Raw genomic sequence first — 25000 nt, 5'->3', positions numbered from 1 at the left:
TTATCGCGGGATGGAGCAGTCTGGTAGCTCGTCGGGCTCATAACCCGAAGGTCGTAGGTTCAAACCCTACTCCCGCAATTTGGTCGCATGGTCTAGCTGGTTAGGACGCCTGCCTGTCACGCAGGAGATCACGGGTTCGAGTCCCGTTGTGACCGTTTCAAAATGGCTCAGTAGCTCAGTTGGTAGAGCAATGGATTGAAGCTCCATGTGTCGGCAGTTCGATTCTGTCCTGCGCCATTTTTGGAGGAGTAGCGAAGTGGCTAAACGCGGCGGACTGTAAATCCGCTCCTTCGGGTTCGGTGGTTCGAATCCACTCTCCTCCATATTTATAGGGATATAGTTTAAAGGTAGAACTACGGTCTCCAAAACCGTCAGTGTGGGTTCAATTCCTACTATCCCTGTTTATATTATATGTTGCATAAACATTGCGACTATGGTATAATTATTCATGTTAATAATGGCGGTATTGGTGAAGTGGTTAACACATCGGTTTGTGGATCCGACACACGTGGGTTCGATTCCCACATACCGCCTTTTATTATTGGGCTATGGCCAAGCGGTAAGGCAACAGGTTTTGATCCTGTCATGCGTTGGTTCGAATCCAGCTAGCCCAATTTCAAGGACAGGATTTGTTCTTTTATGGCGGTATAGCCAAGTGGTAAGGCAGAGGTCTGCAAAACCTTTATCACCGGTTCAAATCCGGTTACCGCCTTTGCGTTTAGGCGCTAACCTTAAACGTTCTGTAAGATGCCGGTGTGGCGGAATTGGCAGACGCGCGGGATTCAAAATCCCGTTTCCTCACGGAAGTATCGGTTCGACCCCGATCACCGGTATAATGGATTATTATACAAGTTTTAAAAGCCCTAAAGATAGGGCTTTTTTGTTGTCTAAAAATAAGTTATTGTCTGGCATGAAAGCGGTATGATACGACAGGGATATACTAAGTACATCAAAAGGGTGATTGTGATGAAGAAGTGGGGCTTTTTACTTAGCGGTGGTTTTCTAGTAGCAATTATTGTAGGAATATTACTGATAAATCAGCGTCCAAACCAAGCAAGACAACAAGCAAATCGTGTCCATGACAGTGCACCAACTTTTTATTTACATGGGTATGGTGGCTTTGGTCGTTCGAGCGATAGTATGATTGCGGCGGCAGAAGAGCGAGGTAGGGCTACTAAGGTATTAACCGCAATTGTCAGTCGGACGGGACAAGTTGAATTAGAGGGGCATTGGACAGGCAATACAACACGACCGATTATCCAGGTGATTTATAAGAATAATCGCAATGCCAATTACCGGCAAAATGGTGAATGGTTCAAACGGGTATTGATTGCGGTTAACCGGCAGCATCATTTTAAACAATTTAATGTAGTCGCTCATTCGATGGGTAATTTAACATTAGCTTTCTATCTGGCAAATAATGCTCAGAATAAAAAAATGCCACAATTAACTAAGTTCGTTTCGATTGCGGGGCACTATGCTGGTATTATCGGGATGGATGATCGTGCAAATCAAAATCATCTGGCTAAAAATGGCCGCCCACAGCAGATCAACGCCACTTACCGGCAACTAATGGGATTGAGACACAGATTACCCAAAAATCAAATTCAATACTTAAATATTTATGGGGACTTATCAGATGGTAGTGATTCTGATGGGCGTGTTAGCAATGTCTCTTCACAATCGTTGCGATATTTAGTGGCACCAAGAGCAAAATCATATCAAGAAGTTCAATTTAAGGGCTCGAATGCCCAACATAGCAAACTACATGAAAACGAAGCTGTTAATAAAGCGGTAATCGATTTCCTATGGTAATTAAAAAAACAGCAACATCGACGGTTTATGAGTCGGTGTTGCTGTTTTTTTGTTCTAAGCGGTATTCTTTAGCGGCGGTTATTAAAGTCCCTAATAAGGCTTGTTGAGTTGCTGAGAAGAGTTGTGTCTTACGAGAGGCTAATGAAATGTAGAAGGTGGGTTGCGGTTGGTCAAGTAAGTCTAAAGTAATTAAGTCATCAGCTGGTGTGATGGCTGTTTCAGTTAGAAAGCCAATTCCGACGTTTTCATGGACCATACTTTTAAGAATACTAACATCGTTGGTTCGGTAAATAATATCAGGGTTCATTTGATTCATCGTCGAAAGCGTATCAAAAACGACAGGATGAACGAATCCCTCCGCTAACATGATAAAATTTTCATTGGCTAAATCACGAAAAGCAACTTGTTTCGCGTTTGCGAGCGATGATTTTGGACTGACAACGATTTTAAAGTGATGTTGTTCGATAATTTCAGCCGTTAAGGCATCATTTTCTAGTGGCGTTGCCGAGCCCAGTAAAGCAGCATCTAAACGCCCGGCTTCTAAACTTGCCAGTAATTCGGTAGAACCACCGTCAACCGTTGCAAAATGTTGAATACTCCCAGCCTTGACTAATTTCTGCGCTAATTTAGAGAAATAATAGGTGCCAATGATAGGTGGCAATCCAAAACGAAGTTCAGTGGCAGACAAATTTTGCATATCGGTAGTTGTCAATTGAATTTCATTTAGAATTTTTACCGCATGTCGATTGAGTTGTTCACCGCTATCCGTAATAATAATCGATTGATGCGACTGGTCCCGACGGATTAATTTAGTCTCAAATTCTGTTTCTAAGCGCTTAACCGCATAAGTGATGGTCGGCTGGCTAACGCCAAATTGGTCAGCAACTGCCGTAAAATTTTTTAATTTAATTAAAGCCACAAAATATTCTAAATCTTTAATCTTCATAGAAACTCCTATTTAATGCGATTTGAAAAACTCATATAAATCTATTTTATCACAGTTGTAAGTTTTGACTATCAAATGTTGAAGCGTGTATAGTGACCAACATGATATAAAAAGAAAAGGAGATTATTAATATGAAAGCACAACAAATTTTAAATGATCCATTTTTAAATAAAGGGACCGCTTTTACGGCTGAAGAACGTGCTCAATTTGGTTTAACGGGGATGTTACCACCCCACGTTCAAACAATTGACGAACAAGTTAAACAAGCTTATGCCCAATACCAATCAAAAGCAAACATGCTTGAACAACGGATTTTCTTAATGTCAATTTTTAATGAAAACCGGGTTTTATTCTTCAAGTTATTCAGCCAACACGTTGCTGAATTCATGCCAGTGGTTTACGATCCAACGATTGCTGACACAATTGAAAACTACAGTGCTTTATATGTGAATCCACAACATGCAGCCTTCTTGTCAATCGACGATCCTGATTCAATGAAGACGACTTTAGCCAACGCTGCTGATGGTCGCGAAATTAAATTAATCGTTGTTACTGATGGTGAAGGTATTTTAGGGATTGGCGACTGGGGAACACAAGGTGTCGATATCTCAGTTGGTAAATTAATGGTTTATACAGCTGCTGCCGGGATTGATCCTAGTCAAGTCTTACCAGTTGTTTTAGATGCTGGTACAAACCGTGAAAGTTTATTAAATGATGAATTATACTTAGGAAACTGGCATGAACGTGTTCGCGGCGATCGTTACTACGATTTCGTTGATCAATTCGTTCAAACAGCTGAAGAATTATTCCCTAACATGTACCTTCACTTTGAAGATTTTGGCCGGAGTAATGCTGCTAACATCTTGAACAAGTACAAAGATCAAATCGTGACTTTCAATGATGATATCCAAGGAACAGGGATTATCACATTAGCTGGTATCATGGGTGCATTAAATATCTCTGGTGGCAAGATGACCGACCAAGTTTACATGAGCTTTGGTGCTGGGACTGCCGGTGCTGGTATTACACACCGCATCTTCGAAGAAATGTTACAAGAAGGTTTAACTGAAGAACAAGCACGTAGCCGTTTCTACATGGTTGATAAGCAAGGTCTATTGTTCGATGATGATCCAGAATTAACACCAGAACAAAAACCATTTGCTCGCAAACGTAGTGAATTCGCTAATGCGGATGAATTAACAACCTTAGAAGCTGCTATGAAAGCAATCCATCCCACAATCTTAGTTGGTACTTCAACACAACCTGGTACTTTTACAGAATCAATCGTGAAGGAAATGGCTGCTCACACAGAACGGCCAATTATCTTCCCATTATCAAATCCAACTAAATTAGCTGAAGCAACTGCTGAAGACTTAATTAAATGGACCGATGGTAAAGCCTTAGTGGCTACTGGTATTCCAGCGGCACCTGTTGAATACAACGGTGTCACATATGAAATCGGTCAAGCTAACAATGCTTTGGTATACCCAGGTCTTGGTTTAGGGACAATTGCTTCAACTGCTAAAGTCTTAAATGACGAAATGATTAGTAAGGCAGCACATTCATTGGGTGGGATTGTTGATCCAACAGAACCTGGCGCAGCCGTATTGCCTCCTGTTACAAAATTAGACGTCTTCTCACAAACTGTTGCTAACGCTGTTGCACAAAGCGCTGTTGACCAAGGTTTGAATAAAGAAGAAATTGCTGACGTGCAAAAAGCCGTTGCAGACATGAAATGGGAACCAGAATACAAAGCACTATAATTTAAATATTAATTTGGTAGGAGAGTGAAAGAGTTGGCAGCATTTCTAACATCATTATCAAGTGTCGTCGAAATCGTCTTAGTCATTGCTTTGGGGTTTTGGCTACGGAGTTCTAAAAAGTTCGATGATAACTTTAAGGGTACAATTTCATTTTTAATCATGAACGTTGCTTTACCATTATCAATTTTCGTTTCAGTTCTAGATAACTTAACACGTGAAAAGTTGGTCGGTTTATCTGGCGGCTTAATCTACGTTTTAATTAGTTTCGCCCTAGGTTACTTAGTTGCTTGGTTATTAACAAAGGCTTTCCGGATTCGTCCAGGTCGTCGTGGGACATTTATCAATATGTTCGTTAATGCCAATACAATCTTCATTGGTTTACCATTGAACTTGGCACTATTCGGTGACAAGAGTTTACCTTACTTCTTGATCTACTATGTTGCTAACACTGTTTCAACATGGGCAATCGGTGTCTTCTTCATCTCAAATGATGATCCTACAAAAGAAAAAGGCGCTGCTAAAGGCAAATTTAACTGGCGTAAATTATTACCTTCTCCATTAATCGGTTTCTTAGCCGCATTAATTTATCTTTTAACTGGTTTACCATTACCAGAACTTGTTGATAAGACATTCTCAATGGTTGGTGGGATCGTTACACCAATGTCATTGATCTACATTGGGATTATCTTAGCTGATGCTGGTTTGAAATCAATCCATTTCGACCGCGATACAATCTTAGCCCTATTAGGTCGCTTCGTTGTTGCACCAGCAATCATGATTGCGATTATGATGTTCTTCAAGAATACAACTTCAATTCCAACAATTGAACAAAGCACATTAATTATTCAAGCCGCAACACCAGGTTTGGCTGTCTTACCAATCTTAGTCGGTCAATCACACGGGGACGTTGAATATGCAACAAACGTCGTTACAACAAGTACTGTCTTGTTCGTCGTCGTTGTGCCTATCTTAATGCAAATCGTTCAATTCATCTAGTTTCATAATAAGAGCGTTAGATATTCCGAGTATCTAACGTTCTTTTTTTGTGTATAAATGTGTAATAATACACAATCTCGGTTGATAAACGAGGCTATCTGGACTACAATGAAAGCGTAGTCAATAAACAAGAGAGGTTGATTAATATGTCAGAAAAGATTTATACGAAACAAGCGCCAGAACCATTAGGACCATACAGCCAAGCAATTGCAACGGATAAGATTGTCTTTATGTCAGGTCAACTAGGCTTAAAAGACGGCAAACTTGCACCTGATTTAGCAGGACAAACGAAACAAGCGATTATGAACTTACAAAGTGTTCTAAAAGAAGCAGGGCTAACCTTAGAAAATATCGTTAAAACCAACTGTTTCTTAACCAACTTAGATGATTTTAATGAATTTAATCAAGTTTATGCAGAATACTTCGGTGACATTGCACCTGCTAGAAGTGCCGTTCAAGTTGGCAAACTACCAGCTGGTGGGATTGTTGAAATTGAAGCCATCGCTGTTCGATAATATTTGATTGGGAGTTGGATCAATGAATAAAGTAGCCATTATCGGTATTGGTCACGTTGGGAGTACGGTGGCCTATAAGCTCGTTTCCCGGCGCATTTGTAGTGAGTTAGTTTTATTTGATCAAAAGCCAAAATTAGCAGAAGCAGAACGAAATGATTTAGAAGCCGGGCAAGTTGATCACACAGGTTTTGTTAAGATTACAGCTAATGATGAAAGTCAATTAGCAACTTGCGACCTAGTGATTTTCTCGGCAGGAGACATTAGTATCCTCGAACATAGTGATGATCGGTTTGATGAATTAACCTATACGAAAACAGCAGTCGCAGAGTGGGCCCCTAAATTAAAGGCGGCTAATTTTAAAGGAATCTTATTGAACATTACTAATCCATGCGATGTGATTACCCAATATTTACAAGCTTTAACTGGCTTTCCTAAGGAACGCGTTTTAGGGACGGGGACAACTTTGGATACGGCGCGCATGCAAGTTGCAGTCGGCCATTATTTGAACGTTGCGCCTAATAGTGTCCAAGGGTATGTATTAGGTGAACATGGTAATTCACAATTTGTCGCTTGGTCTGGGGTGCATGTTGGTGGGCAACCACTAGCAGCACAATTATCGCCAGAACAATTGGCACAATTTGAAGTCGATGCTCGCCAAGGTGCTTGGGAAATTCTCAGTGGCAAGGGTTATACGTCTTATGGGATTGCTAATCAAGCAGCGCACTGTGCCGCAGCTATTTTACAAAATACACGGCAAGTCTTACCCGTTTCTAACTTTGATGACACTGTCCAATGCTATGTTGGCCATCCAGCAATGGTTGGTGCTGCGGGTGTCTTACAGGATTATCCAAGTCAGTTAACGACAGAAGAACAACAAAAATGGCAAACATCGATTGATACGATCAAACACATGTATGCCGCTATCTAAATGAAAAGACGTCATCCAAATTAATGGATGGCGTCTTTTTTATGGTTAAAATAGTTGTCCCAAGAGGAACATCATGAGCGGTACCATCAACAAAGCCCCGAGTGTTGTCTCGGTCACCAGGACAGCGGCAAAATCAGCGTCTGTGTTATAAAGCCGTGCGACAACGGGGGCATTTGTCATGACGGGCATACAAGATTGCAGAATGAAGACTTGTTTCATGAGGGTTGGCATGTGACTTGGATAGACTAACGCAGTCATTAATAAAGGCGCAAAGATGAACCGGCCGGCCAAGACACCTAGTTGATCTTTGCCAAAGCGAATATTTTTGAGTCCGGCGTTATAAATTGAAATCCCAATGAAGAGCATGGATAGTGGGATGGTCAGGTTGCCGAGATAAGTGAAGGACTGTGTTAAGAAACTGGGTAAGTGCCAATCCAATAAGACCAGGATAACGCCGATAATAAAGCCAATTAGTGGCGCCGAGAAAACCTTCTGTAAAATAGTTTTAAGAGATAGGCCGTTCTGAACGGTACCATCTCGTTGAATTAAGTAAACACCAAGGGTCCAAAAAATAGTGGTATTAGCCATATAATAGACTAAGACAAAGGGGAGACTGCGCTGACCAAAGAGGGCTAGGTTAATCGGTAAGCCTACAAAAACCGTATTGGAATTGAAAAACATGGATTCGAATAAGCCACGTCGACTGGCATCGACTTTAATAAGTCGTGCGACGATAATTGAAATCCCAAATAAAAGTAACATTGAGATAACTGGAAAACGGAGATTAGGAAGTAAAGTGACTAATTGATTATGTGAAAAGTCCTTAGTGATTGAAATAATCATGTACGGTGGTAGAGCAACTTGTGTCACAAGTTTAGCGATGAGCGCGGTACTTTCTTCATTAAACCAATGCCGTGCAGCCAAGGCATAACCGACCACAATCATGATAATGATAATAAAAACACCGGCACTACTATTAACTAAGGTTTGCATAATAAGCTTCTTTCTATTTGAAAATCGTTCTGCTATTAGTATAAAACGATTAGGGATGACTTAAAAGCAACTCTATTAAGGAGATATTTAAGTAATGGGCTAAATAGTTCGTGTTTTGATATTGATATCGAATAAAGGGTGGTATTTATTGGTTAAATCACGTATAATAAATAGAAATAAATCGGAATAGGGGCGAAAATATTGATTTCAACTGAAACAACATTAGCAGGCATTCATTTTGACAATTGTTTAATGAATGCAGCAGGCGTTTATTGTTATGATGCAGATGAACTAAATCAGATTCAAAAATCTGCAGCAGGCACTTTTGTAACCAAGAGTGCCACCGTGGTCCCAAGGGCGGGTAATCCGGAACCACGCTATTTATCAACACCGTGGGGTAGCATTAACTCGATGGGTCTCCCTAATAAGGGCTTACCTTATTATCTCGATTACATTTCTCAACAACAAGCCCTTTTTCCTGAGAAACGATATTTTCAATCAATTACTGGTTTCAATATCTCTGAGGACGAAACGCTATTGAAGCAAATCACAGATTCTGATTTTAATGGTTTAGTGGAATTGAATCTTTCTTGCCCTAATGTGCCAGGAAAACCACAAACGGGTTATGATTTTGAAACGGTTGAACAAATTTTAACGCGGGTCTTTGAAGTGTATGACGGACCGTTAGGCGTCAAATTACCCCCTTATTTTGATATTGTTCATTTTGATCAGATGGCGGCTATTTTAAACCAATTTCCCTTGGCATTCATTAATTCTGTCAATAGTATCGGTAATGGGCTCACGATTGATGCTACCACCGAACGGGTTAGCATTAAACCCAAGCATGGTTTTGGTGGGATTGGTGGCGACTATATTAAACCGACAGCGCTCGCGAATGTCCATGCCTTTTATCAACGATTGAAACCTGAGATTCAAATTATCGGGACGGGCGGCGTCAAGTCTGGACAAGATGTTTTTGAACATCTATTATGTGGTGCTAGTATGGTTCAAGTCGGAACTGCACTTTATAAAGAAGGCCCACAGATTTTTGCCCGCTTAACAGCAGAATTACAAACAATCATGCAACAAAAAGGGTATAATAAAATAGCCGATTTTAAGGGCAAGTTAAAATATTTAGATTAAAGAGAGTGATTAACAAAATGCAATATAAATATTTATTTTTCGACATGGATAATACCTTATTTGACTTCGATGCGGATGAAGATCAAGCATTAGAACGGCTATTTAACGCCCAAGACATTGACTTAACGAGTGATATTAAAGCAACTTATCAAACTTTCAATCAAGGGTTATGGCGCCAATATGAACAAGGAGAATTAACCCGGGAAATATTATTGAACACCCGCTTTGCGGCTTTTTTTAAAAAGCAGTTTAATAAAGTGGTCGACGGTCAACAGTTATCAAGTCAATACTTAGATAATTTGGCTTTAGGCCACGATTTAATGCCACAATCCGAAGAATTATTGCTTGGTTTGCAAGCGCAACACGCGAAGTTATATATCACAACGAACGGTGTGGCGCGCACACAGTACCAACGCCTGCAAGATTCGGGGTTAGCGCATTATTTCGATGCCATTTTTGTATCGGAAGAATTAGGTTATCAAAAACCGGACCCAGCTTATTTTCAAACTGTTTTCCAGAAATTAGAAACTGTTACAATGACTCAGTCATTAATTGTAGGTGATTCACTGACTTCTGACGTTCAGGGAGGGCAAAATGTGGGGGTGGCAACAGCTTGGTACAATCCAACAGGTCAAATTAATCATGATCAGGCCTTACAGCCAACACATGAAATTAAACAATTAGCAGAATTATTGACGCTTTAAGCGTGACAATCAAAGCGCCAACCGTTAGAGTGCGTAAAAAGATGGAGTGACAAGAGATGAAAAAACAACGTTATTTTAGGATTAGTTTAGGCTGGCGGATTTTAATTGGCATCGCACTTGGCTTAGTTGCCGGTGGGATTTTCTACCAAAACAAAGCTGCAATTGCGGTGATGCAAGCGATAGGAACGTTGTTTATTAATTTAATTAAGATGATTGTATTGCCAATCGTTGTTTCTTGTTTGGTAGTAGGCATCGCCAAAATGGGCGATATCAAAAAGTTGGGTCGAATTGGCGGCAAGACACTTTTATATTTTGAAATGATGACCACCATTGCCATTGCATTGGGGTTGACCGTCGGTAATTTGACAAAGCCAGGGGCCTTAATCGATATTCATAGTTTGAGTCAAGGTTCAATTGGCCAATATACAGCGGCGGCTGAGTCAGCTAGCAATCATGGCTTGGGCGATATTATTATGAATATTGTGCCCACGAATATTTTCAAAGCCCTTAGTGAAGGGGAAATGATTCCAATCATCTTCTTTACGGTCTTGTTTGGCCTAGGGCTTGCAACATTTGGCAAACGTAGTGAATCGCTGATTAACGCTTTTGAAATGATTTCAGAAGTGATGTTTAAATTGACTAACTGGATTATGCAATTAGCGCCAATCGGGGTTTTTGCCCTAATCGGTGTGACGATTGCCCAATTTGGGTTTGATGCATTGAAGCCATTGGTTTATTTCCTAGTGATTTGTTACTTAACGATGATTTTCTTCGTTGTGGTTGTGGCGGGGCTAGTGGCGCGAATTTGGCACATTAATATCTTAGAACTGTTGAAAGTCTTTAAAGAAGAATTAGTGCTATCATTTTCAACTGCCAGTTCGGAAGCTGCGTTACCTAAAGTAATGGAAAAAATTCAAGATTACGGGGTTAGTCAGGGAATTGCTTCTTTTGTCATTCCTACAGGATATACGTTTAATCTTGATGGATCCGCAATCTATCAATCATTAGCGGCGCTCTTTTTAGCGCAAGCTTACCATGTCCACCTTAGTTTAATGCAACAATTAACGCTCTTAGTGGTCTTGATGATTACCTCTAAAGGGATGGCCGGGGTGCCGGGGGCTTCATTTGTGGTATTACTCGCAACGATTACGACCATTGGGGTGCCAGCTGCTGGTGTGGCATTCATTGCTGGGATTGATCGCTTAGTCGACATGGGGCGAACAGCAGTTAATGTCATGGGTAATTCATTAGCAGCCGTGATTATTGCTAAATCTGAAGATGAATTCGATGAAGCAAAACGAACGAAATACTTAGCGCAATTAGGCGCTAAAAAATAGTAAGACTAAATAGTAGTCAGCCGATAAAAAAAGGACTAGGATGAGAATTGTCTCCTAGTCCTTTTTACTGTCTCAGGGTATAGACCGGTCTGGCAATGATTTAAATTAATGCGACATCTTCAAATCAGCTACCTTGAAATGTTGTCGTCGTTAAATACTAGAGAGCAATGTATACTTATGAAAACGGATAACGACGGCATTATCTAGACCAATTTCATAGATAACGTAAAAATGATTAGACAGATTAGAGATTTGTGGTAAAATAAACGAGTAAAGCGTTTTAAAAAGAAAAACGTTTTGGTGTGATAATAGATTGATAGGGATTAATGCCATAATATTTCATTATAATTGTTAGCGTTTTTATCAGTGTGTTATTACAACTATTTTATAAGGAGGTTTTTGTGAATGGTTGGAATCGTTATTGCAAGTCACGGGGAGTTTGCTAAAGGTATCATGCAATCTGGTTCAATGATTTTCGGCGAACAAGAAAAAGTACAAGCTGTTACTTTTATGCCTAATGAAGGGCCAGATGATTTGAAAGCGCATTTAGAAGCTGCCGTTGCAACGTTTGACGCAGATGATGACGTCTTGTTCTTAGTCGATCTTTGGGGAGGTTCACCATTTAATCAAGCAAATGGCTTGTTCGAAGCTCACAAAGATAAATGGGCAATCGTTACTGGTTTGAACTTACCAATGTTGATTGAGGCATACGCATCACGTTTATCTATGACATCTGCTCATGAAATCGCAGCACATATTATTGATGAGGCTAAGGCGGGTGTTCGGGTTAAACCTGAAGACTTAGAACCAAAAGAAGCGCCAAAGGCAGAAGCAAAACAAGCTGCTAATACAGGGACTCCTGGTAAGTTCAAATATGTCTTGGCACGTATTGATTCACGTCTATTACATGGTCAAGTGGCAACCACTTGGTCTAAGACAACTAACCCAACACGGATTATTGTTGTTTCAGACAACGTTGCTAAAGATGAATTACGGACAAACTTAATTAAACAAGCGGCTCCTGGGGGCATTAAAGCGCATGTGGTGCCAATCGATCAAATGATCAAGTTAGCAAAAGATGATCAACACTTCGGTAAGGAACGTGCTTTATTATTATTCGAATCACCACAAGATGCACTTAGAGCCGTTGAAGGTGGCGTACCATTAGAAACAATTAATGTTGGTTCAATGGCGCACTCAACTGGTAAAGTTCAACCTAATACTGTTTTGGCCTTTGACCAAGATGATATCGATACATTTGAAAAACTAAAGGCAAAAGGCATCAAGTTTGATGTTCGTAAAGTGCCAAGTGATTCAAACGGTAATATGGATAGCATCCTTAAAAAAGCACAATCAGAATTAGACAAACAAAACAATAAATAATTAACTATCAGAAGAAAACGGAGGATTAATAATCATGGATTTGAATTTCATTCAAGTGATTTTGGTCATTTTTATCGCATTTCTAGCTGGTGTGGAAGGTATCTTAGATCAATTCCATTTCCATCAGCCAGTCATTGCTTGTACATTAATCGGCCTAGTAACCGGTAACTTATTACCATGTCTTATCTTAGGCGGGACATTACAAATGATCGCCTTAGGTTGGGCTAACGTTGGGGCCGCTGTTGCACCCGATGCTGCTTTAGCATCAATCGCATCTGCAATTATTTTAGTACTTGGTGGTCAAGGCAAAGCCGGCGTTACATCAGCTATCGCTATCGCTGTGCCGCTTGCCGTAGCTGGTTTATTATTAACAATCATCGTACGGACATTAGCAACAGGTATCGTGCACATCATGGATGCTGCTGCTAAAGAAGGTAACTTCCGTAAGATCGAAATGTGGCAATACATCGCGATTATCATGCAAGGTTTACGGATCGCTATCCCTGCAGGCTTAATCTTAGCAATCGGTGCTGGCCCTGTTAAAGAAATGTTGACAGCAATGCCAGTATGGTTAACAGACGGTTTAGCAATCGGTGGTGGGATGGTTGTTGCTGTTGGTTACGCAATGGTTATCAACATGATGGCAACTAAAGAAGTATGGCCATTCTTCGCAATTGGTTTCGTACTTGCAACTATCTCTCAATTGACACTTATCGGACTTGGCGCAATCGGTATTTCACTTGCTCTTATCTACTTAGCCCTTTCAAAACAAGGCTCAGGTAATAACGGCGGTGGCTCAAATACTGGTGATCCGCTAGGCGATATCATTGACAACTACTAAGAAGGAGGCTGACAAAAAATGGCAGAACAACTAAAATTAACAAAAAAAGACCGTATCTCTGTTTGGTTACGTTCAACTTTCCTTCAAGGTTCTTGGAATTATGAACGTATGCAAAATGGTGGTTGGGCTTACTCATTAATCCCAGCGCTTAAGAAATTATATAAAACTAAAGAAGAACGTTCAGCTGCGTTAGTACGTCACATGGAATTCTTTAATACGCATCCATACGTTGCTTCACCAATCATCGGTGTTACTTTAGCCCTTGAAGAAGAACGTGCTAATGGGGCCCCAATTGACGATGTTACAATCCAAGGGGTTAAAGTTGGTATGATGGGACCTTTAGCTGGTATCGGCGATCCCGTTTTCTGGTTTACTGTTAAACCAATTATCGGTGCTTTAGCTGCTTCACTTGCTATGAGTGGTAACATTCTTGGCCCAATCATTTACTTTATCGCATGGAATGCTATCCGTATGTCATTCATGTGGTACACACAAGAATTCGGCTATCGTGCTGGTTCTAAGATTACTGAAGATTTATCTGGTGGTATTTTACAAGATATTACTAAGGGTGCTTCAATCCTTGGGATGTTCATCTTGGGATCACTGGTTAACAGATGGGTATCAGTCAAGTTCACACCGACTGTTTCATCTGTTAAATTAGATAAAGGTGCTTTCATCGACTGGGATAAATTACCAAGTGGTGCTAAAGGCATTCAATCGGCTTTACAACAACAAGCACAAGGTTTGTCATTAACAGACCATAAAGTAACAACTTTACAAGATAACTTAGATAGCTTGATTCCTGGTTTAGCTGCATTAGGTTTAACATTATTCTGTATGTGGTTACTTAAGAAAAAGGTATCACCAATCGTTATTATTCTTGGCTTATTCGTAGTCGGAATTGTCTTTCATCTATTACACTTAATGTAAAAGAGTGTGTAAGTAGGCGTTTACGTTTTGAGGGTTAACTGGATTTGACGAATTGGGGCTGAAAGCACGTTTCAAAAACAAAGGAAGGGCTAGGGCAAATTTACTTTGTCCTAGCCCTTCCTTTTTATAAAAGCGTATAATGAAAGTAAGTTCTTGGGAAATGGAGTCGATACAATGGTTCAATCAATCAATACAAAAGTCGAATTAGTCATCAATGCGACCTCTTTTACGGCCTTATCAGATTACGGCAAAATTATGATTGGCGATAAGGGTTTTGAATTCTTTAATGATAGCGATGCCCGCCAGTTTATTCAAATTCCGTGGGAAGAAGTCGATTATGTGATTGCGTCGGTCATGTTCAAAGGTAAATGGATTCCGCGGTATGCAATTCAAACTAAGAAAAATGGAACTTATACTTTTGCTTCAAAGGAGCCTAAGAAAGTGTTACGGGCTATTAGAGAACACGTACCGGCTGAAAGATTAGTACAATCGCTCAGCGTGTGGGATGTGATTAAGCGCGTTTTTAAACGTCAATCAAAATAAAGCATTATTAAAAATAGACCTTGGTTGAATGATGATTCAGCTAGGGTCTATTTGTTTGTCAACGATTGTAAAATTGCGACTCCTTCTAGGGCGTGCTAAAATACCATATAAGATTAATTTAATGAACATACAAGCAAAATAGAAGAGGGGATTCAAATGGGATTTGACAAAGCGATTATCGCGTTAAAAGCAGGCAAAAAAGTAGTACGAACAGGTTGGGGTGGCCCAGAATTATTTATTGTTCAAGTTAGTGGTGATACGTACCAAGGAGCAGCAATCAGTCCATATTTACTGATTAAAACAACGGAAGAACCAGCTTATTCAATGTTCCAACCAACTTCTTGTGACGTATTAGCCGAAGATTGGCAGTTAGTTGACTAATGGGGCATTTTACAGATTTAAAACAAAAGACGGTTTTAGTCACCGGGGCGGCTTCCGGGATTGGCCAAGCACAGATGCTGGCCTTTTTAGCGGAGGGGGCAACCGTCATTGCTTTAGATAAAGCGCCGATTACAAAGGTGGCAGACGGTTTAAAAACGGTTCAAGTCGATGTTCGAGACGCTACCCAATTAACGGAGACGTTACAAAACTTGTTAGCGACAGGGCACTCATTTGATATTGTTTGCAATACAGCCGGCATATTGGACCAATACGCGCCAACGCTTGAAACGAGTGCAGCTGATTGGGATAATCTGATGGCAGTTAATTTAAAAAGCCAATTTTTAGTGACTAATGCAATTTTACCAAGGATGCTGGCCCATCATAAGGGTGTTTTTGTGAACATGGCTTCAATTGCTGGATTAGTGGCTGGTGGTGGCGGGGCGGCCTATACGGCTTCCAAGCACGCGATTATCGGTTACACCAAGCAATTGGACTACGATTACGCTAGTCAAGGCATCCGGGCGAATTGCATCGCACCAGGGGCGATTGAAACCCCGATGAATGCTGCTGATTTTACGGGCGCAGGTGAAATGGCCAAGGAAGTGGCGCGTCAAACGCCAGCTGGTCGTTGGGCACAACCATCAGAGGTTGCCCAGTTAAGTTTGTATTTAGCAAGTCAAGCATCTGATTACATCCACGGGACGGTGGTGCCAATCGACGGTGGCTGGCTTGAAAAATAGTAACATTCAGATCTTAACAGGTGAAAAACGCTTGTAGGACATGCTTTAATGGCATAGAGGAGAGAAAAAAGTTATGCAACAGATTATATTATTATTGGCAGTGGGGATTTTAGCCGGTATTTTAGGTGCGATTCTCGGCATTGGTGGCGGCATTATCCTGACCCCCGTGTTAACACTTGCAATTGGCCTAGATATCAAGTATGCAATCGGGGCTAGCATAGTCGCCGTGATTGCCACTAGTTCAGGCGCCACAATTGCTTATTTAAAAGATGATATGTTGAATTTGCGAGTGGCGATGTTTCTTGAAATTGCGACAACCGTCGGAGCAATTATCGGGGCCTTATTAACCGGTGTTGTCCCGACCGGCTTTTTATTCGTTTTATTTGGGAGTTTTTTATTGTTCTCGACTTACAATATGATTCAAAAACTGCGTGGTAAAAAGGCCGAAGAACATGTTGGCGCAGCAAATGATCAGTGGGCTGAGAAATTAAATTTAAATGGTACTTATTACGATATGCCCAACCAAAAGCAAGTTGATTATCAAGTTGAAAAAGTACCTGGTGGCTTTGCGATGATGTTTGGTGCGGGGATTGCTTCTGGCCTATTAGGGATTGGTAGTGGGGTGTTTAAAGTAACCGCGATGGATACGATTATGAAGATGCCGCTAAAACCTTCCAGTGCTACAAGTAATTTAATGATGGGTGTGACGGCAGCAGCTTCAGCAACGGTTTATTTCTTTAGTGGCGCGATTCTACCAGAAATTGCTGCCCCGTTAGCCCTAGGAATTTTAGCGGGCGCAACAGTTGGTTCAAGAGTGATGCAACATTTGCAACCAAAGTTTATTCGGATGATTTTTATCCCAATTTTGCTTTATATGGGACTGCAAATGGTGCTTAAAGGATTCGGGGTGCACATCTAATGACAGATCGTAAAAAAGAAATGGCGCAAATTGAATTAGTAATTGGTAAAATCTTACGAGTGGGTGTTTTAGTCTCAGCGACTGTCCTCATTATCGGGATGCTTCTATTTTTAATGCATGGTGGAACCGGCTATGGTGAACACCAATTTCCTACAACTTTTACAATGATTTTCCAAGGGATGGCTGAATTAAAAGCTGGGGCGGTTATCATGTTTGGCTTATTCTGTTTGATTTTAACCCCTGTTTTACGAGTGGTGGTTTCAATCTATGCTTTTGCTAAAGAAGGGGACTATCTGTATGTTTGGATCACGGTCATTGTTTTAGTGATTTTAATTATTGGGATGACGATTGGCTTTATCAAATAAAGAGTGTGTTTCAGGCGCTTATCTTCCGAGGCTTAACAAAGAGTGACGAATGATTGCAACAAGCAAGCAGGCGGCATTCAAAGTTAACCGGAGGAAGATGCCTGAAAAAACACGTTTACACTATAAAAAGCCCAGGACAAGAATTACTTTTGTCCTGGGCTTTACTTGGTTATTGATCTTCTAATCCTAAGATCCGTTTTTTCTTTTCTTCGAATTCATCATCGGTCATTAAGCCGTCTTCTTTCATCTTGAGATAAGCCATAATTAGTTCGCCTTTTTTGACGAAACTTAAGTCTTCTTCGGCCGGTTTCTCGATGTAATCGTTCATTAGTTGATAGAGCTTTTGCAACTCATCGTTATCAGTAGCTTCAAAGCTGATAATGATTTTTTCAAGGGCGTGGTTCGGCTTTTGATAGAGAATTTGGAGATGGCCTTGGCGATAAGTGGCTTCAAAAAAACGAACGGATTTTAATTTTTTAAAGGCAATCTCACGATCGTCTTTGTCATTTTTCTTTAAGAGTCCTGGGTAGTGAAGTGTGAGAATTTGATCATCATAAGTGATTTCAAGTTTGCGTGGCTTCTTAATGCGATAAGTCTGCATATGACTGCTCCTTTTAATAAAACTTAAGTAAAAGCAAGGACGTTCTTAAGATACAACGTCTAAACTTACCCCTATCATAGTAGATAATGGGCGTAAATAGCAAGTGTTGCCTTTTATTAAAAAAATGAGGTGGTTAGGATGCAATTTTTCACTGGTGTGCACAATGGCTTATTACTCGCATTACCCATCTGGGGCGTGTTAATCTTAATGGTAAGCTACTGGTTATACTAAAAGACACCGAGATGACCGGGCGGTTGTTTAGGATGTCTTTTTTAGATAATTCAGTCTTTTTTAGGTCTTAAGTCGGTTTTTATGCTAGTATGAATAGATTACAATTAAGAACATTGATTGCATATGATTTAATTAATTACTATAATAGTATCAAATGTCCAAAGATAAGGAGGAGGAAACCAATTGAATATTGGGATATTTACGGACACCTACTTTCCACAAGTTAGCGGTGTGGCAACCTCCATTAAAACTTTAAAAGAGGGGCTCGAGAAAAAGGGGCACTCTGTTTACATATTTACAACAACTGATCCCCATGTTGATAAAGAAACGATTGAACCGAATATTTTCCGCTTTGCCAGTGTACCGTTTGTGTCATTTACGGATCGCCGGATTGCTGTTCGGGGCCTTTTTCATGCCTATCAGGTTGCTAAAGAATTAGATTTAGACATCGTGCATACCCAAACTGAATTTTCGATGGGGTATATCGGCAAGTTTGTCGCTAAGAATTTGAAAATTCCTTGTCTGCACACGTATCACACGATGTACGAAGATTATTTACATTACGTCTTAAACGGGAAGCTTTTGCGTCCTTATCATGTTAAACAGATGAGTAAGGCCTTTTTATACCACATGTCGGGGATTGTCGCACCGTCTGAACGGGTTTCTCAAACGTTGAATCGGTACCAAGTCAAAGCGCCGATTCGGATTATTCCAACCGGGGTTGACATTAGTCGGTACGAAAAACAAGTAACGTTAGATGTGCGGAAGTCCTTAGGCTTAACAAAGGAACAACCCGTCTTACTATCGTTAAGTCGAGTGGCTTACGAAAAACGGATCGATATTATTATCGATGCACTGCCACGTTTGGTCGCACAAAAGCCAGATTTAATGTTGGTGATTGTGGGCGAAGGGCCAGCGCGTGAGGATTTGGAAGCGCAAGTGGCTAAATTAGGGATGAGCGAACACGTTATTTTTACCGGCATGATTGATAACGATGAGGTTTCTAATTATTATCACATGGCGGATTTATTCGTTTCAGCGAGTGATTCTGAGTCACAAGGGCTGACGTATATTGAAGCCATGGCGGCTGAAGTCAAAATTGTCGTGATGGCTAGCCCTTACGCCAGTGAATTATTGACGGATCCGTCGATTGGCACGACTTTTACAACTGAAGATGAAATGCTGCACCAAATCTTGAATTACTTGAATCATCCGGGGGCCTTTGATGATCCGGCACCCCGGCAAAATAAGTTGCATGCAATATCGGCAGACTACTTTGCTGAACAGATGATCCAATTTTACAAGCAATCACAAGTGCTATACGATGAACTGAAACTAGATCAAGATGATTTATTAGAATTAGAAGATATGGATACTAAAAAATAAATGGCATAATTGAAGGAACTGTTGATTGTAATCAGCAGTTTTTTATTGGTCAATTATCATTAGAAAAAGGGTCGGTTATGAGTCGAACAAATAAAATTGTGTTTGCAGTCATGTTAGCGATTGGCTGTGGCATATTTGCTTACGAGAGTCACACATTACAATTAAATCAATTGGTGGCAGATATTAGGCGGTTAAAAGTCGGCTGGTTACTTGTCGCACTTTCATGTATGTTAATTTCTTGGTTCTTTGAAGCATTAGTATTGCGGGTCTTTTTAAAGGGCCGGACGACGGATTTTTCACTATTTAATGCCTTGCGGATTCCATTGATTGCGCAGCTTTTTAATGCGATTACGCCATTTTCTTCGGGAGGGCAACCTGCTCAGTTGGTCGCGTTAATGCAATCACGAGTAGAAGCTGGTCAGGCGAGTTCTGTCTTATTAATGAAATTTATCGTTTATCAGTTTATGGTTTTGGTCAACTTTTTACTGAGTATGATTATTGGCTTTTCACAGGTTTCTAAGCATTTTGGGACGCTGGCGATTTTAATTAATTTCGGTTTAATCGTTCACGTCGTGGTTTTAGTCGTCTTGTTGTTGGTGATGTATTACAATAAATTTACTAAGCAATTGGTGCATTGGTTGTTAATTCCGGTCAGCTGGTTTATTTCCAAAAAACGGATGATTGAATGGCGTAGCGTACTATTAACCAAAATTGATACGTTTTATGCCGAGAGTCTGCACCTTAAAAAAGAAAAGAAGAAACTTGTCAAAGGCTGTTTACTAACTTTATGCCAACTCTTTTTCTACTATAGTGTGCCGTATTTCGTGTTATTAGCGTTGGGCAGTCCGAACGTAAACTACTTAGAAGTGATGGTCTTACACGTGATGATTGTCATGATTGTATCGCTGTTCCCTGTACCAGGTGGTTCTGGGGGTGCAGAATATAGTTTCAAGACTTTATTTGCCACCTTTACGCTCAGTTCGAGTAAACTAGTGTTAGCCATGTTGTTATGGCGACTTTTTACTTATTATCTAGGAATGTTTATGGGGATTGGCGCTTTGGCGGTCAAACCTAAGTTAAGTGCTAAAAAATAGGAGGTTATTAACATGCAACCAACAATCGGCTTTATCGGTATCGGTGTAATGGGGAGCAGTATGGTTAAAAATCTATTGAAAGCAAATTACTCAGTCGTCGTTTACAATCGAACGAAACAAAAGGCGGATGAAGTGGTCAGCTTAGGTGCAAAATGGGCGGACACACCAGCAGCTGTTACGACCCAAAGTGATGTTGTCTTATCAATGGTTGGTTATCCACAAGATGTGGAAGCCATTTATTACGGGGATGACGGTATTTTTAGCGCGGTTACACCGGATAAAATTGTCGTCGATATGACAACCAGTACCCCAACTTTGGCCCAAAAAATTGCGGCCACGGCCAGTGAATTAGGCTTGCAAGCATTAGATGCTCCCGTTTCAGGTGGGGATATCGGTGCTCAAAACGGTACTTTAACGGTGATGGTCGGTGGTGATCAAGCCGCTTATGAACAAGTTAAGCCCGTTTTTGAAGCGGTTGGACAAACTGTGCAACGGTTTGGCGAAGCCGGTAAGGGCCAACATACCAAGATGGCCAATCAAATTATGATTGCTGGTACAATGACTGGGATGACAGAAATGTTGGTTTATGCTCAAGCAGCCGGCTTAGATTTACCAGCCGTCTTAAAAACGGTCAACGGTGGGAGCGCTCAAAATTGGAGCCTCGCAAATTATGGTCCTCGGATTCTAGCGGGCGATTATACACCTGGCTTTTTTGCAAAACATTTCTTGAAGGATTTGAAGATTGCCTTAGAGGAATCTGAGAAAATGGGTCTCAATTTACCAGCCACACGTCAAGCTAAGAAATTATACGCGAGATTAGTGAATGAAGCGGGCCTTGGCAATGATGGGACACAAGCCTTGATTAAATTATGGACAGATTCTATAAAATAATTGCATATAAACGGTGCAGTCGAGGCCTTTTTCTGATAAACTGGTAGATAGTTATTAAAGGAGGATTCGCCATGCAATCATCACAGTTAGTTGCGATTATCAAACGTCTGGTAGCAATGCAAGAAGATCAAAGCGCTGAGGTTCAAGAAAGACGTTTTGAAAAGGAAGGCGATTTAAAAGCGACTGTTAGCTATGATCCACAAGCACAAGCCTTTGAACTTGAAGACAGTAGCACACATCAACAATTCCAATTTGACAATATTGATTTAGTCGCAATGGAACTATACGATTTATTAGCAGACTAGTTAATTAACCATTGAGTATCAAATTACTTGGTGGTTTTTTTGCTACTTGGAGTGGTTAGCGCTTTATCTAACGGCTCTTGAGATTCTTAAAAATGGGTTAATATTTGAAACTGCACTCGGTTTCGTATTGATTTTTAATACTGACATGTGTAAACTAACTGTCAGATTGTCAATAGCTTTTAACGAAGCTAAATGACCTTTAACGGAGGCTATTGTATCGATGAAACAGATTGGTCATAAAATTCAGGCCGGATTAAGTACGCGCTGGGGCTTTTTCCTATTTGCGGTGGCTTTATTCTGGCTTAAAACGATTTATGCGTACCAAACAAAATTTAACTTAGGCGTCAAAGGCGGTATGCAAGCCTTCTTGATGACAATTAACCCGATTCCAACAACCTTATTGTTATTTGGGATTGCCCTATTTATGAATGGCCGTAAGTCGTACGTGACATTAATGATTATTGATTTATTAACGTCTATTTGGTTGTTCTCGAATATTCTCTATTACCGAGAATTTTCTGATTTTTTAACCTTTAACTTAATGAAAGGTTCAGGCGCGGTTTCTAATAACCTGGGGAAGAGCATTGCCGGCATTATTGAATATTCCGATTTCTTAGTTTTTGCAGATGTGCTGTTATTATTAATCTTATTGGCAACTAAAATAATTAAGATTGATCGGCGTGTTTTCATGAAACGGAATGCTTTTGCGATTACTGGGTTATCAGTTGTCTTATTCGGCGCTAACCTAGGGATTGCTGAAGCGGATCGTTCAGGGTTATTAACCCGGACTTTTGATAATAACTATATTGTCAAATATCTAGGGATGAATGCTTACACGGTTTATGATGGGGTTAAGACGACTAAGAATAATGCCATTAAGGCCAATGCTGATAGCAGTAGTATGAGCAGTGTTTTGAAGTATATGAAGGATAATCGAGTTGCACCTAATGTTGAATATACAGGGGTTGCTAAAGGTAAAAACGTCTTTGTGATTCACTTGGAAAGTTTCCAACAGTTCTTGATTGACTACAAGTGGGATAATCAAGAAGTTACGCCAAATATCAATAAGCTCTATCATGATCAAAATACGTTAAGCTTTGATAATTTCTTTAACCAAGTTGGTCAAGGGAAGACCGCTGATGCTGAATTAATGCTTGAAAACTCGTTATTCGGGTTACCTGAAGGGGCCGCCATGGTCACACAGGGGACAACCAATACGTTCCAAGCAGCACCAGCCATCTTAAACCAACAAGGCTACACAACAGCTTCATTCCATGGGGATGTCCCAAGTTTTTGGAACCGGGATAATACCTACAAGTCATGGGGCTATGATTACTTCTTTAGTTCACAGTACTTCAAAGAAGGTAAGGACTATAATGTTGGTTACGGCTTGAAGGATAAGATTTTCATGCAAGATTCAGCCCGCTACATTGAACAATTACCACAACCGTTCTATGCAAAATTAATCACAGTTACGAACCATTATCCATACTTATTGGATAAGAAGAACCAATCGATTGCTAAAACCGATACTGGTGATGATACCGTTGATGGTTACGTTCAAACGGCTAAGTATTTAGACCAAGCACTAGGCGAATTTATGACTTGGTTGCAAAAGACAGGTTTGGATAAGAATAGTATGTTGGTCTTATACGGGGATCATTACGGGGTTTCTGGTAATCATAAGAAGGCCGTTGCCAAGTTATTGAAGAAGGATGAATTCAATGACTTCGATAACGCTCAGTTCCAACGCGTACCATTCATGGTGCATATGCCTGGCTTAAAAGGCGGCGTTAACCATACGTATGGTGGTGAAATCGATGTCTTACCAACCTTATTGAATCTGCTAGGGGTTAAGAATAACGATACCATTCAATTCGGGTCCGATCTTCTAGCGGCTAACCGTAATCAAACCGTCGTCTTTAGAAATGGGGATTACGTGGCACCAGATTACACGAAGGTCGGTAGTACTTACTACGATACCAAGACAGGTAAGGAATTGACTAAGATGACCAAAGCGCAAAAACTCCGCGTCCTAGCGCTTAGTGAACACGTGACAAAGGAACTCTCATTGTCGGATAAAGTCATTACCGGTGATTTACTTCGTTTCTATACGCCAACAGGCTTTGAAGCAACTGATAAAACGAAGTTGAGTTACAAGGTTAGTGATGCTAAGGCACAACTAAAAGCTGATAAGACTAAAACGAGTGTTATCCAAAAGAACAATGGTAAATCGACGATGAATCTCTATCAAACAGATGCACCTGAATTGAAATAAAGGTAGTAAAGCCAGAGTGGTTAATCACTCTGGCTTTTTTGCTGTCTTTTTTCAATCATTTTACTTGTCAGCGTCGTTAAAAAAAGGTACGATTACATCAATCAATACACATGATAATGATTATCAATTAAGAAAGGAGTTTATCTGATATGAGTCAAACAATTGTGGAACAGACGCTGCAAAAGTTGAAAGTGAACAATGTACGAATTACACCGCAAAGACAGGCCGTTTTGGAATTTATGATTGGTACGCATATGCACCCAACTGCTGATGATGTTTATCAAGCATTAGCAGGCCGGTTTCCGAATATGAGTGTTGCAACAATTTATAATAACTTGCGGTTATTTACAGAGCTAGGTGTCATAGAAGAAATGACCTATGGCGATGCCTCGAGTCATTTTGATTTTGCGCAGACTAAACATTACCATGCCATCTGTGATCGTTGTGGGAAAGTAGTTGACATTTTTTACCCAGGACTAGAAGATGTTGAAATAGTTGCCCAGAACTTAACTGGTTTTATGGTGACGGGCCACCGGATGGAAGTTCATGGTATCTGCCCAGAATGTCAGTTGGTCAATCGCTAATTAGGTGAATTTAGTGAATATTTAGAAAAAAGCAAAAAAGTTGCATTTTTTACTTGACGATGGCTATAGATGTTGGTATAGTAGTCTATGTTGTCAGCGAGATAAAAGATATTCATCTGATAACGAGTGATTTATGTTAAGAACTTTGAATATTTATTCAAAAAATATTTATAAAAAGCGCTTGACAGTTCACTATGAAAGATGATATATTAATTAAGCTGTTTCAACACAGTAGATCTTTGAAAACTGAACAAAGTTTTGATAAACCAAATGTGTAGGGTCGCCCTTTGGGGCACAACATATTTGCGAAGTCAATTTCGCTAGCAAATAAATTAAGTAACAAAACAAGAGCTACAAACTTTTAATCGAGAGTTTGATCCTGGCTCAG

The 25000-nt window shown here is 40.3% G+C and carries 25 protein-coding genes and 9 tRNA genes; 31 read left to right on the top strand and 3 right to left on the bottom strand.

The genetic code is table 11. The features are described from left to right. Positions 1-4 precede the first annotated feature (4 nt). The 10 genes from NDN60_RS09050 to NDN60_RS09005 all read left to right on the top strand — a co-directional run bounded on the left by NDN60_RS09050 (position 5) and on the right by NDN60_RS09005 (position 1815). Positions 5-78, top strand: a tRNA-Met gene (locus tag NDN60_RS09050). 3 nt (positions 79-81) lie between these two features. Next, positions 82-155 (top strand) — tRNA-Asp (locus NDN60_RS09045). A gap of 9 nt (positions 156-164) precedes the next feature. Continuing rightward, positions 165-237 (top strand) — tRNA-Phe (locus tag NDN60_RS09040). A 5-nt stretch (positions 238-242) separates the two neighbouring features. Further along, positions 243-323: transfer RNA gene (locus NDN60_RS09035), tRNA-Tyr, on the top strand. 7 nt (positions 324-330) lie between these two features. After that, positions 331-401, top strand: a tRNA-Trp gene (locus tag NDN60_RS09030). Between the two features lie 59 nt (positions 402-460). Further along, positions 461-533, top strand: a tRNA-His gene (locus NDN60_RS09025). A 9-nt stretch (positions 534-542) separates the two neighbouring features. After that, positions 543-614, top strand: a tRNA-Gln gene (locus NDN60_RS09020). 27 nt (positions 615-641) lie between these two features. After that, positions 642-712: transfer RNA gene (locus NDN60_RS09015), tRNA-Cys, on the top strand. Between the two features lie 37 nt (positions 713-749). Beyond that, a tRNA-Leu gene (locus tag NDN60_RS09010) sits at positions 750-833 on the top strand. 133 nt (positions 834-966) lie between these two features. Beyond that, entirely contained in the window at positions 967-1815 is an 849-nt protein-coding gene (locus tag NDN60_RS09005) for an alpha/beta hydrolase (RefSeq protein ID WP_056948885.1), read from the top strand. Positions 1816-1840: 25 nt separating this feature from the next. On the opposite strand, the gene NDN60_RS09000 is transcribed toward NDN60_RS09005, so the two are convergent. Continuing rightward, positions 1841-2761, bottom strand: a complete 921-nt coding sequence (locus NDN60_RS09000) for a LysR substrate-binding domain-containing protein (RefSeq protein ID WP_056948886.1) — start codon at positions 2759-2761, stop codon at positions 1841-1843. A 131-nt stretch (positions 2762-2892) separates the two neighbouring features. Between NDN60_RS09000 and NDN60_RS08995 the strand changes: the two genes are divergently transcribed. The 4 genes from NDN60_RS08995 (at position 2893) to NDN60_RS08980 (ending at position 6963) form a co-directional block, all read left to right on the top strand. Continuing rightward, the gene (locus NDN60_RS08995) at positions 2893-4524 is read left to right on the top strand and encodes a malolactic enzyme (protein ID WP_011374150.1); all 1632 of its coding nucleotides are present in this window, start codon (positions 2893-2895) and stop codon (positions 4522-4524) included. Positions 4525-4557: 33 nt separating this feature from the next. Then, on the top strand, positions 4558-5520 hold the full coding sequence (locus NDN60_RS08990; protein WP_016264694.1) for an AEC family transporter: 963 nt from the start codon (positions 4558-4560) through the stop codon (positions 5518-5520). A gap of 146 nt (positions 5521-5666) precedes the next feature. Then, positions 5667-6035: a RidA family protein gene (locus NDN60_RS08985; RefSeq protein ID WP_056948888.1), complete on the top strand. Its 369-nt coding sequence runs from the start codon at positions 5667-5669 to the stop codon at positions 6033-6035. 22 nt (positions 6036-6057) lie between these two features. Beyond that, positions 6058-6963 (top strand): L-lactate dehydrogenase, encoded by a 906-nt coding sequence (locus NDN60_RS08980; protein WP_056948890.1) that lies wholly within the window; start codon positions 6058-6060, stop codon positions 6961-6963. A gap of 45 nt (positions 6964-7008) precedes the next feature. Here the strand turns inward: NDN60_RS08980 and NDN60_RS08975 are convergent, their stop codons facing one another. Continuing rightward, positions 7009-7956 carry an AEC family transporter gene (locus NDN60_RS08975; RefSeq protein WP_056948892.1) on the bottom strand — a complete coding sequence of 316 codons (948 nt, stop codon included), beginning with the start codon at positions 7954-7956 and terminating at the stop codon, positions 7009-7011. A 201-nt stretch (positions 7957-8157) separates the two neighbouring features. Between NDN60_RS08975 and NDN60_RS08970 the strand changes: the two genes are divergently transcribed. From NDN60_RS08970 to NDN60_RS08920, 11 genes are all read left to right on the top strand, one after another. Continuing rightward, positions 8158-9099, top strand: coding sequence for a dihydroorotate oxidase (locus NDN60_RS08970; RefSeq protein ID WP_056948894.1), 942 nt, complete (start codon positions 8158-8160; stop codon positions 9097-9099). A gap of 17 nt (positions 9100-9116) precedes the next feature. Next, entirely contained in the window at positions 9117-9803 is a 687-nt protein-coding gene (locus NDN60_RS08965) for a YjjG family noncanonical pyrimidine nucleotidase (RefSeq protein ID WP_231953186.1), read from the top strand. A gap of 56 nt (positions 9804-9859) precedes the next feature. Beyond that, on the top strand, positions 9860-11140 hold the full coding sequence (locus NDN60_RS08960; RefSeq protein WP_056948898.1) for a dicarboxylate/amino acid:cation symporter: 1281 nt from the start codon (positions 9860-9862) through the stop codon (positions 11138-11140). A gap of 405 nt (positions 11141-11545) precedes the next feature. Further along, a complete protein-coding gene (locus NDN60_RS08955) occupies positions 11546-12523 on the top strand; it encodes a mannose/fructose/sorbose PTS transporter subunit IIA (RefSeq protein WP_056948900.1) in 978 nt (325 codons plus the stop codon). A 34-nt stretch (positions 12524-12557) separates the two neighbouring features. Then, positions 12558-13364 carry a PTS mannose/fructose/sorbose transporter subunit IIC gene (locus tag NDN60_RS08950; RefSeq protein ID WP_056948901.1) on the top strand — a complete coding sequence of 269 codons (807 nt, stop codon included), beginning with the start codon at positions 12558-12560 and terminating at the stop codon, positions 13362-13364. Between the two features lie 18 nt (positions 13365-13382). Beyond that, complete coding sequence (locus tag NDN60_RS08945) at positions 13383-14294, top strand: PTS system mannose/fructose/sorbose family transporter subunit IID (protein ID WP_056948903.1); 912 nt, start codon at positions 13383-13385, stop codon at positions 14292-14294. A gap of 174 nt (positions 14295-14468) precedes the next feature. Then, on the top strand, positions 14469-14837 hold the full coding sequence (locus NDN60_RS08940; protein ID WP_056948905.1) for a DUF956 family protein: 369 nt from the start codon (positions 14469-14471) through the stop codon (positions 14835-14837). Between the two features lie 156 nt (positions 14838-14993). Then, a complete protein-coding gene (locus NDN60_RS08935; protein ID WP_056948907.1) occupies positions 14994-15218 on the top strand; it encodes a DUF2829 domain-containing protein in 225 nt (74 codons plus the stop codon). Next, entirely contained in the window at positions 15218-15958 is a 741-nt protein-coding gene (locus NDN60_RS08930; RefSeq protein ID WP_056948909.1) for a 3-oxoacyl-ACP reductase, read from the top strand. Before NDN60_RS08935 ends, NDN60_RS08930 begins: the two co-directional genes overlap by 1 nt. Before the next feature lie 73 nt (positions 15959-16031). Then, positions 16032-16877 carry a sulfite exporter TauE/SafE family protein gene (locus NDN60_RS08925; protein ID WP_056948911.1) on the top strand — a complete coding sequence of 282 codons (846 nt, stop codon included), beginning with the start codon at positions 16032-16034 and terminating at the stop codon, positions 16875-16877. Then, positions 16877-17242 carry a DUF1634 domain-containing protein gene (locus NDN60_RS08920; protein ID WP_056948913.1) on the top strand — a complete coding sequence of 122 codons (366 nt, stop codon included), beginning with the start codon at positions 16877-16879 and terminating at the stop codon, positions 17240-17242. The genes NDN60_RS08925 and NDN60_RS08920 overlap by 1 nt, the downstream gene beginning before the upstream one ends. A 169-nt stretch (positions 17243-17411) precedes the next feature. On the opposite strand, the gene NDN60_RS08915 is transcribed toward NDN60_RS08920, so the two are convergent. Further along, on the bottom strand, positions 17412-17843 hold the full coding sequence (locus NDN60_RS08915) for a hypothetical protein (RefSeq protein WP_056948915.1): 432 nt from the start codon (positions 17841-17843) through the stop codon (positions 17412-17414). A 414-nt stretch (positions 17844-18257) separates the two neighbouring features. On the opposite strand from NDN60_RS08915, the gene NDN60_RS08910 reads away from it, so the two are divergent. From NDN60_RS08910 to NDN60_RS08885, 6 genes are all read left to right on the top strand, one after another. After that, the gene (locus NDN60_RS08910) at positions 18258-19460 is read left to right on the top strand and encodes a glycosyltransferase family 4 protein (protein ID WP_056948917.1); all 1203 of its coding nucleotides are present in this window, start codon (positions 18258-18260) and stop codon (positions 19458-19460) included. 77 nt (positions 19461-19537) lie between these two features. After that, entirely contained in the window at positions 19538-20554 is a 1017-nt protein-coding gene (locus NDN60_RS08905) for a lysylphosphatidylglycerol synthase transmembrane domain-containing protein (RefSeq protein ID WP_056948919.1), read from the top strand. 12 nt (positions 20555-20566) lie between these two features. After that, the gene (locus NDN60_RS08900; protein WP_056948921.1) at positions 20567-21445 is read left to right on the top strand and encodes an NAD(P)-dependent oxidoreductase; all 879 of its coding nucleotides are present in this window, start codon (positions 20567-20569) and stop codon (positions 21443-21445) included. 71 nt (positions 21446-21516) lie between these two features. After that, positions 21517-21750 carry a YkuJ family protein gene (locus NDN60_RS08895; protein ID WP_011374173.1) on the top strand — a complete coding sequence of 78 codons (234 nt, stop codon included), beginning with the start codon at positions 21517-21519 and terminating at the stop codon, positions 21748-21750. Between the two features lie 220 nt (positions 21751-21970). Next, positions 21971-24028 (top strand): LTA synthase family protein, encoded by a 2058-nt coding sequence (locus NDN60_RS08890; RefSeq protein WP_056948923.1) that lies wholly within the window; start codon positions 21971-21973, stop codon positions 24026-24028. Between the two features lie 149 nt (positions 24029-24177). Further along, on the top strand, positions 24178-24612 hold the full coding sequence (locus tag NDN60_RS08885; RefSeq protein ID WP_099947621.1) for a Fur family transcriptional regulator: 435 nt from the start codon (positions 24178-24180) through the stop codon (positions 24610-24612). Positions 24613-25000: the final 388 nt, after the last annotated feature.

It is taken from the genome of Latilactobacillus sp. (assembly GCF_033176295.1).
In the GTDB taxonomy this organism is placed as follows: Bacteria; Bacillota; Bacilli; order Lactobacillales; family Lactobacillaceae; genus Latilactobacillus; species Latilactobacillus sakei.
This window is presented reverse-complemented; position numbering and strand designations above follow the sequence as displayed.

Excerpts from the sequence above, each read along its gene's own strand:
- NDN60_RS08925 (WP_056948911.1), top strand. The coding sequence starts at position 16,032 with ATGCAACAGATTATATTATTATTGGCAGTGGGGATTTTAGCCGGTATT.
- NDN60_RS08935 (WP_056948907.1), top strand. The coding sequence starts at position 14,994 with ATGGGATTTGACAAAGCGATTATCGCGTTAAAAGCAGGCAAAAAAGTA.
- NDN60_RS08980 (WP_056948890.1), top strand. The coding sequence starts at position 6,058 with ATGAATAAAGTAGCCATTATCGGTATTGGTCACGTTGGGAGTACGGTG.
- NDN60_RS08905 (WP_056948919.1), top strand. The coding sequence starts at position 19,538 with ATGAGTCGAACAAATAAAATTGTGTTTGCAGTCATGTTAGCGATTGGC.
- NDN60_RS08950 (WP_056948901.1), top strand. The coding sequence starts at position 12,558 with ATGGATTTGAATTTCATTCAAGTGATTTTGGTCATTTTTATCGCATTT.
- NDN60_RS08960 (WP_056948898.1), top strand. The coding sequence starts at position 9,860 with ATGAAAAAACAACGTTATTTTAGGATTAGTTTAGGCTGGCGGATTTTA.
- NDN60_RS08885 (WP_099947621.1), top strand. The coding sequence starts at position 24,178 with ATGAGTCAAACAATTGTGGAACAGACGCTGCAAAAGTTGAAAGTGAAC.
- NDN60_RS08930 (WP_056948909.1), top strand. The coding sequence starts at position 15,218 with ATGGGGCATTTTACAGATTTAAAACAAAAGACGGTTTTAGTCACCGGG.
- NDN60_RS08900 (WP_056948921.1), top strand. The coding sequence starts at position 20,567 with ATGCAACCAACAATCGGCTTTATCGGTATCGGTGTAATGGGGAGCAGT.
- NDN60_RS08890 (WP_056948923.1), top strand. The coding sequence starts at position 21,971 with ATGAAACAGATTGGTCATAAAATTCAGGCCGGATTAAGTACGCGCTGG.
- NDN60_RS08985 (WP_056948888.1), top strand. The coding sequence starts at position 5,667 with ATGTCAGAAAAGATTTATACGAAACAAGCGCCAGAACCATTAGGACCA.
- NDN60_RS08895 (WP_011374173.1), top strand. The coding sequence starts at position 21,517 with ATGCAATCATCACAGTTAGTTGCGATTATCAAACGTCTGGTAGCAATG.
- NDN60_RS08975 (WP_056948892.1), bottom strand. The coding sequence starts at position 7,956 with ATGCAAACCTTAGTTAATAGTAGTGCCGGTGTTTTTATTATCATTATC.
- NDN60_RS08965 (WP_231953186.1), top strand. The coding sequence starts at position 9,117 with ATGCAATATAAATATTTATTTTTCGACATGGATAATACCTTATTTGAC.
- NDN60_RS09000 (WP_056948886.1), bottom strand. The coding sequence starts at position 2,761 with ATGAAGATTAAAGATTTAGAATATTTTGTGGCTTTAATTAAATTAAAA.
- NDN60_RS08955 (WP_056948900.1), top strand. The coding sequence starts at position 11,546 with ATGGTTGGAATCGTTATTGCAAGTCACGGGGAGTTTGCTAAAGGTATC.
- NDN60_RS08920 (WP_056948913.1), top strand. The coding sequence starts at position 16,877 with ATGACAGATCGTAAAAAAGAAATGGCGCAAATTGAATTAGTAATTGGT.
- NDN60_RS08915 (WP_056948915.1), bottom strand. The coding sequence starts at position 17,843 with ATGCAGACTTATCGCATTAAGAAGCCACGCAAACTTGAAATCACTTAT.
- NDN60_RS09005 (WP_056948885.1), top strand. The coding sequence starts at position 967 with ATGAAGAAGTGGGGCTTTTTACTTAGCGGTGGTTTTCTAGTAGCAATT.
- NDN60_RS08995 (WP_011374150.1), top strand. The coding sequence starts at position 2,893 with ATGAAAGCACAACAAATTTTAAATGATCCATTTTTAAATAAAGGGACC.
- NDN60_RS08945 (WP_056948903.1), top strand. The coding sequence starts at position 13,383 with ATGGCAGAACAACTAAAATTAACAAAAAAAGACCGTATCTCTGTTTGG.
- NDN60_RS08940 (WP_056948905.1), top strand. The coding sequence starts at position 14,469 with ATGGTTCAATCAATCAATACAAAAGTCGAATTAGTCATCAATGCGACC.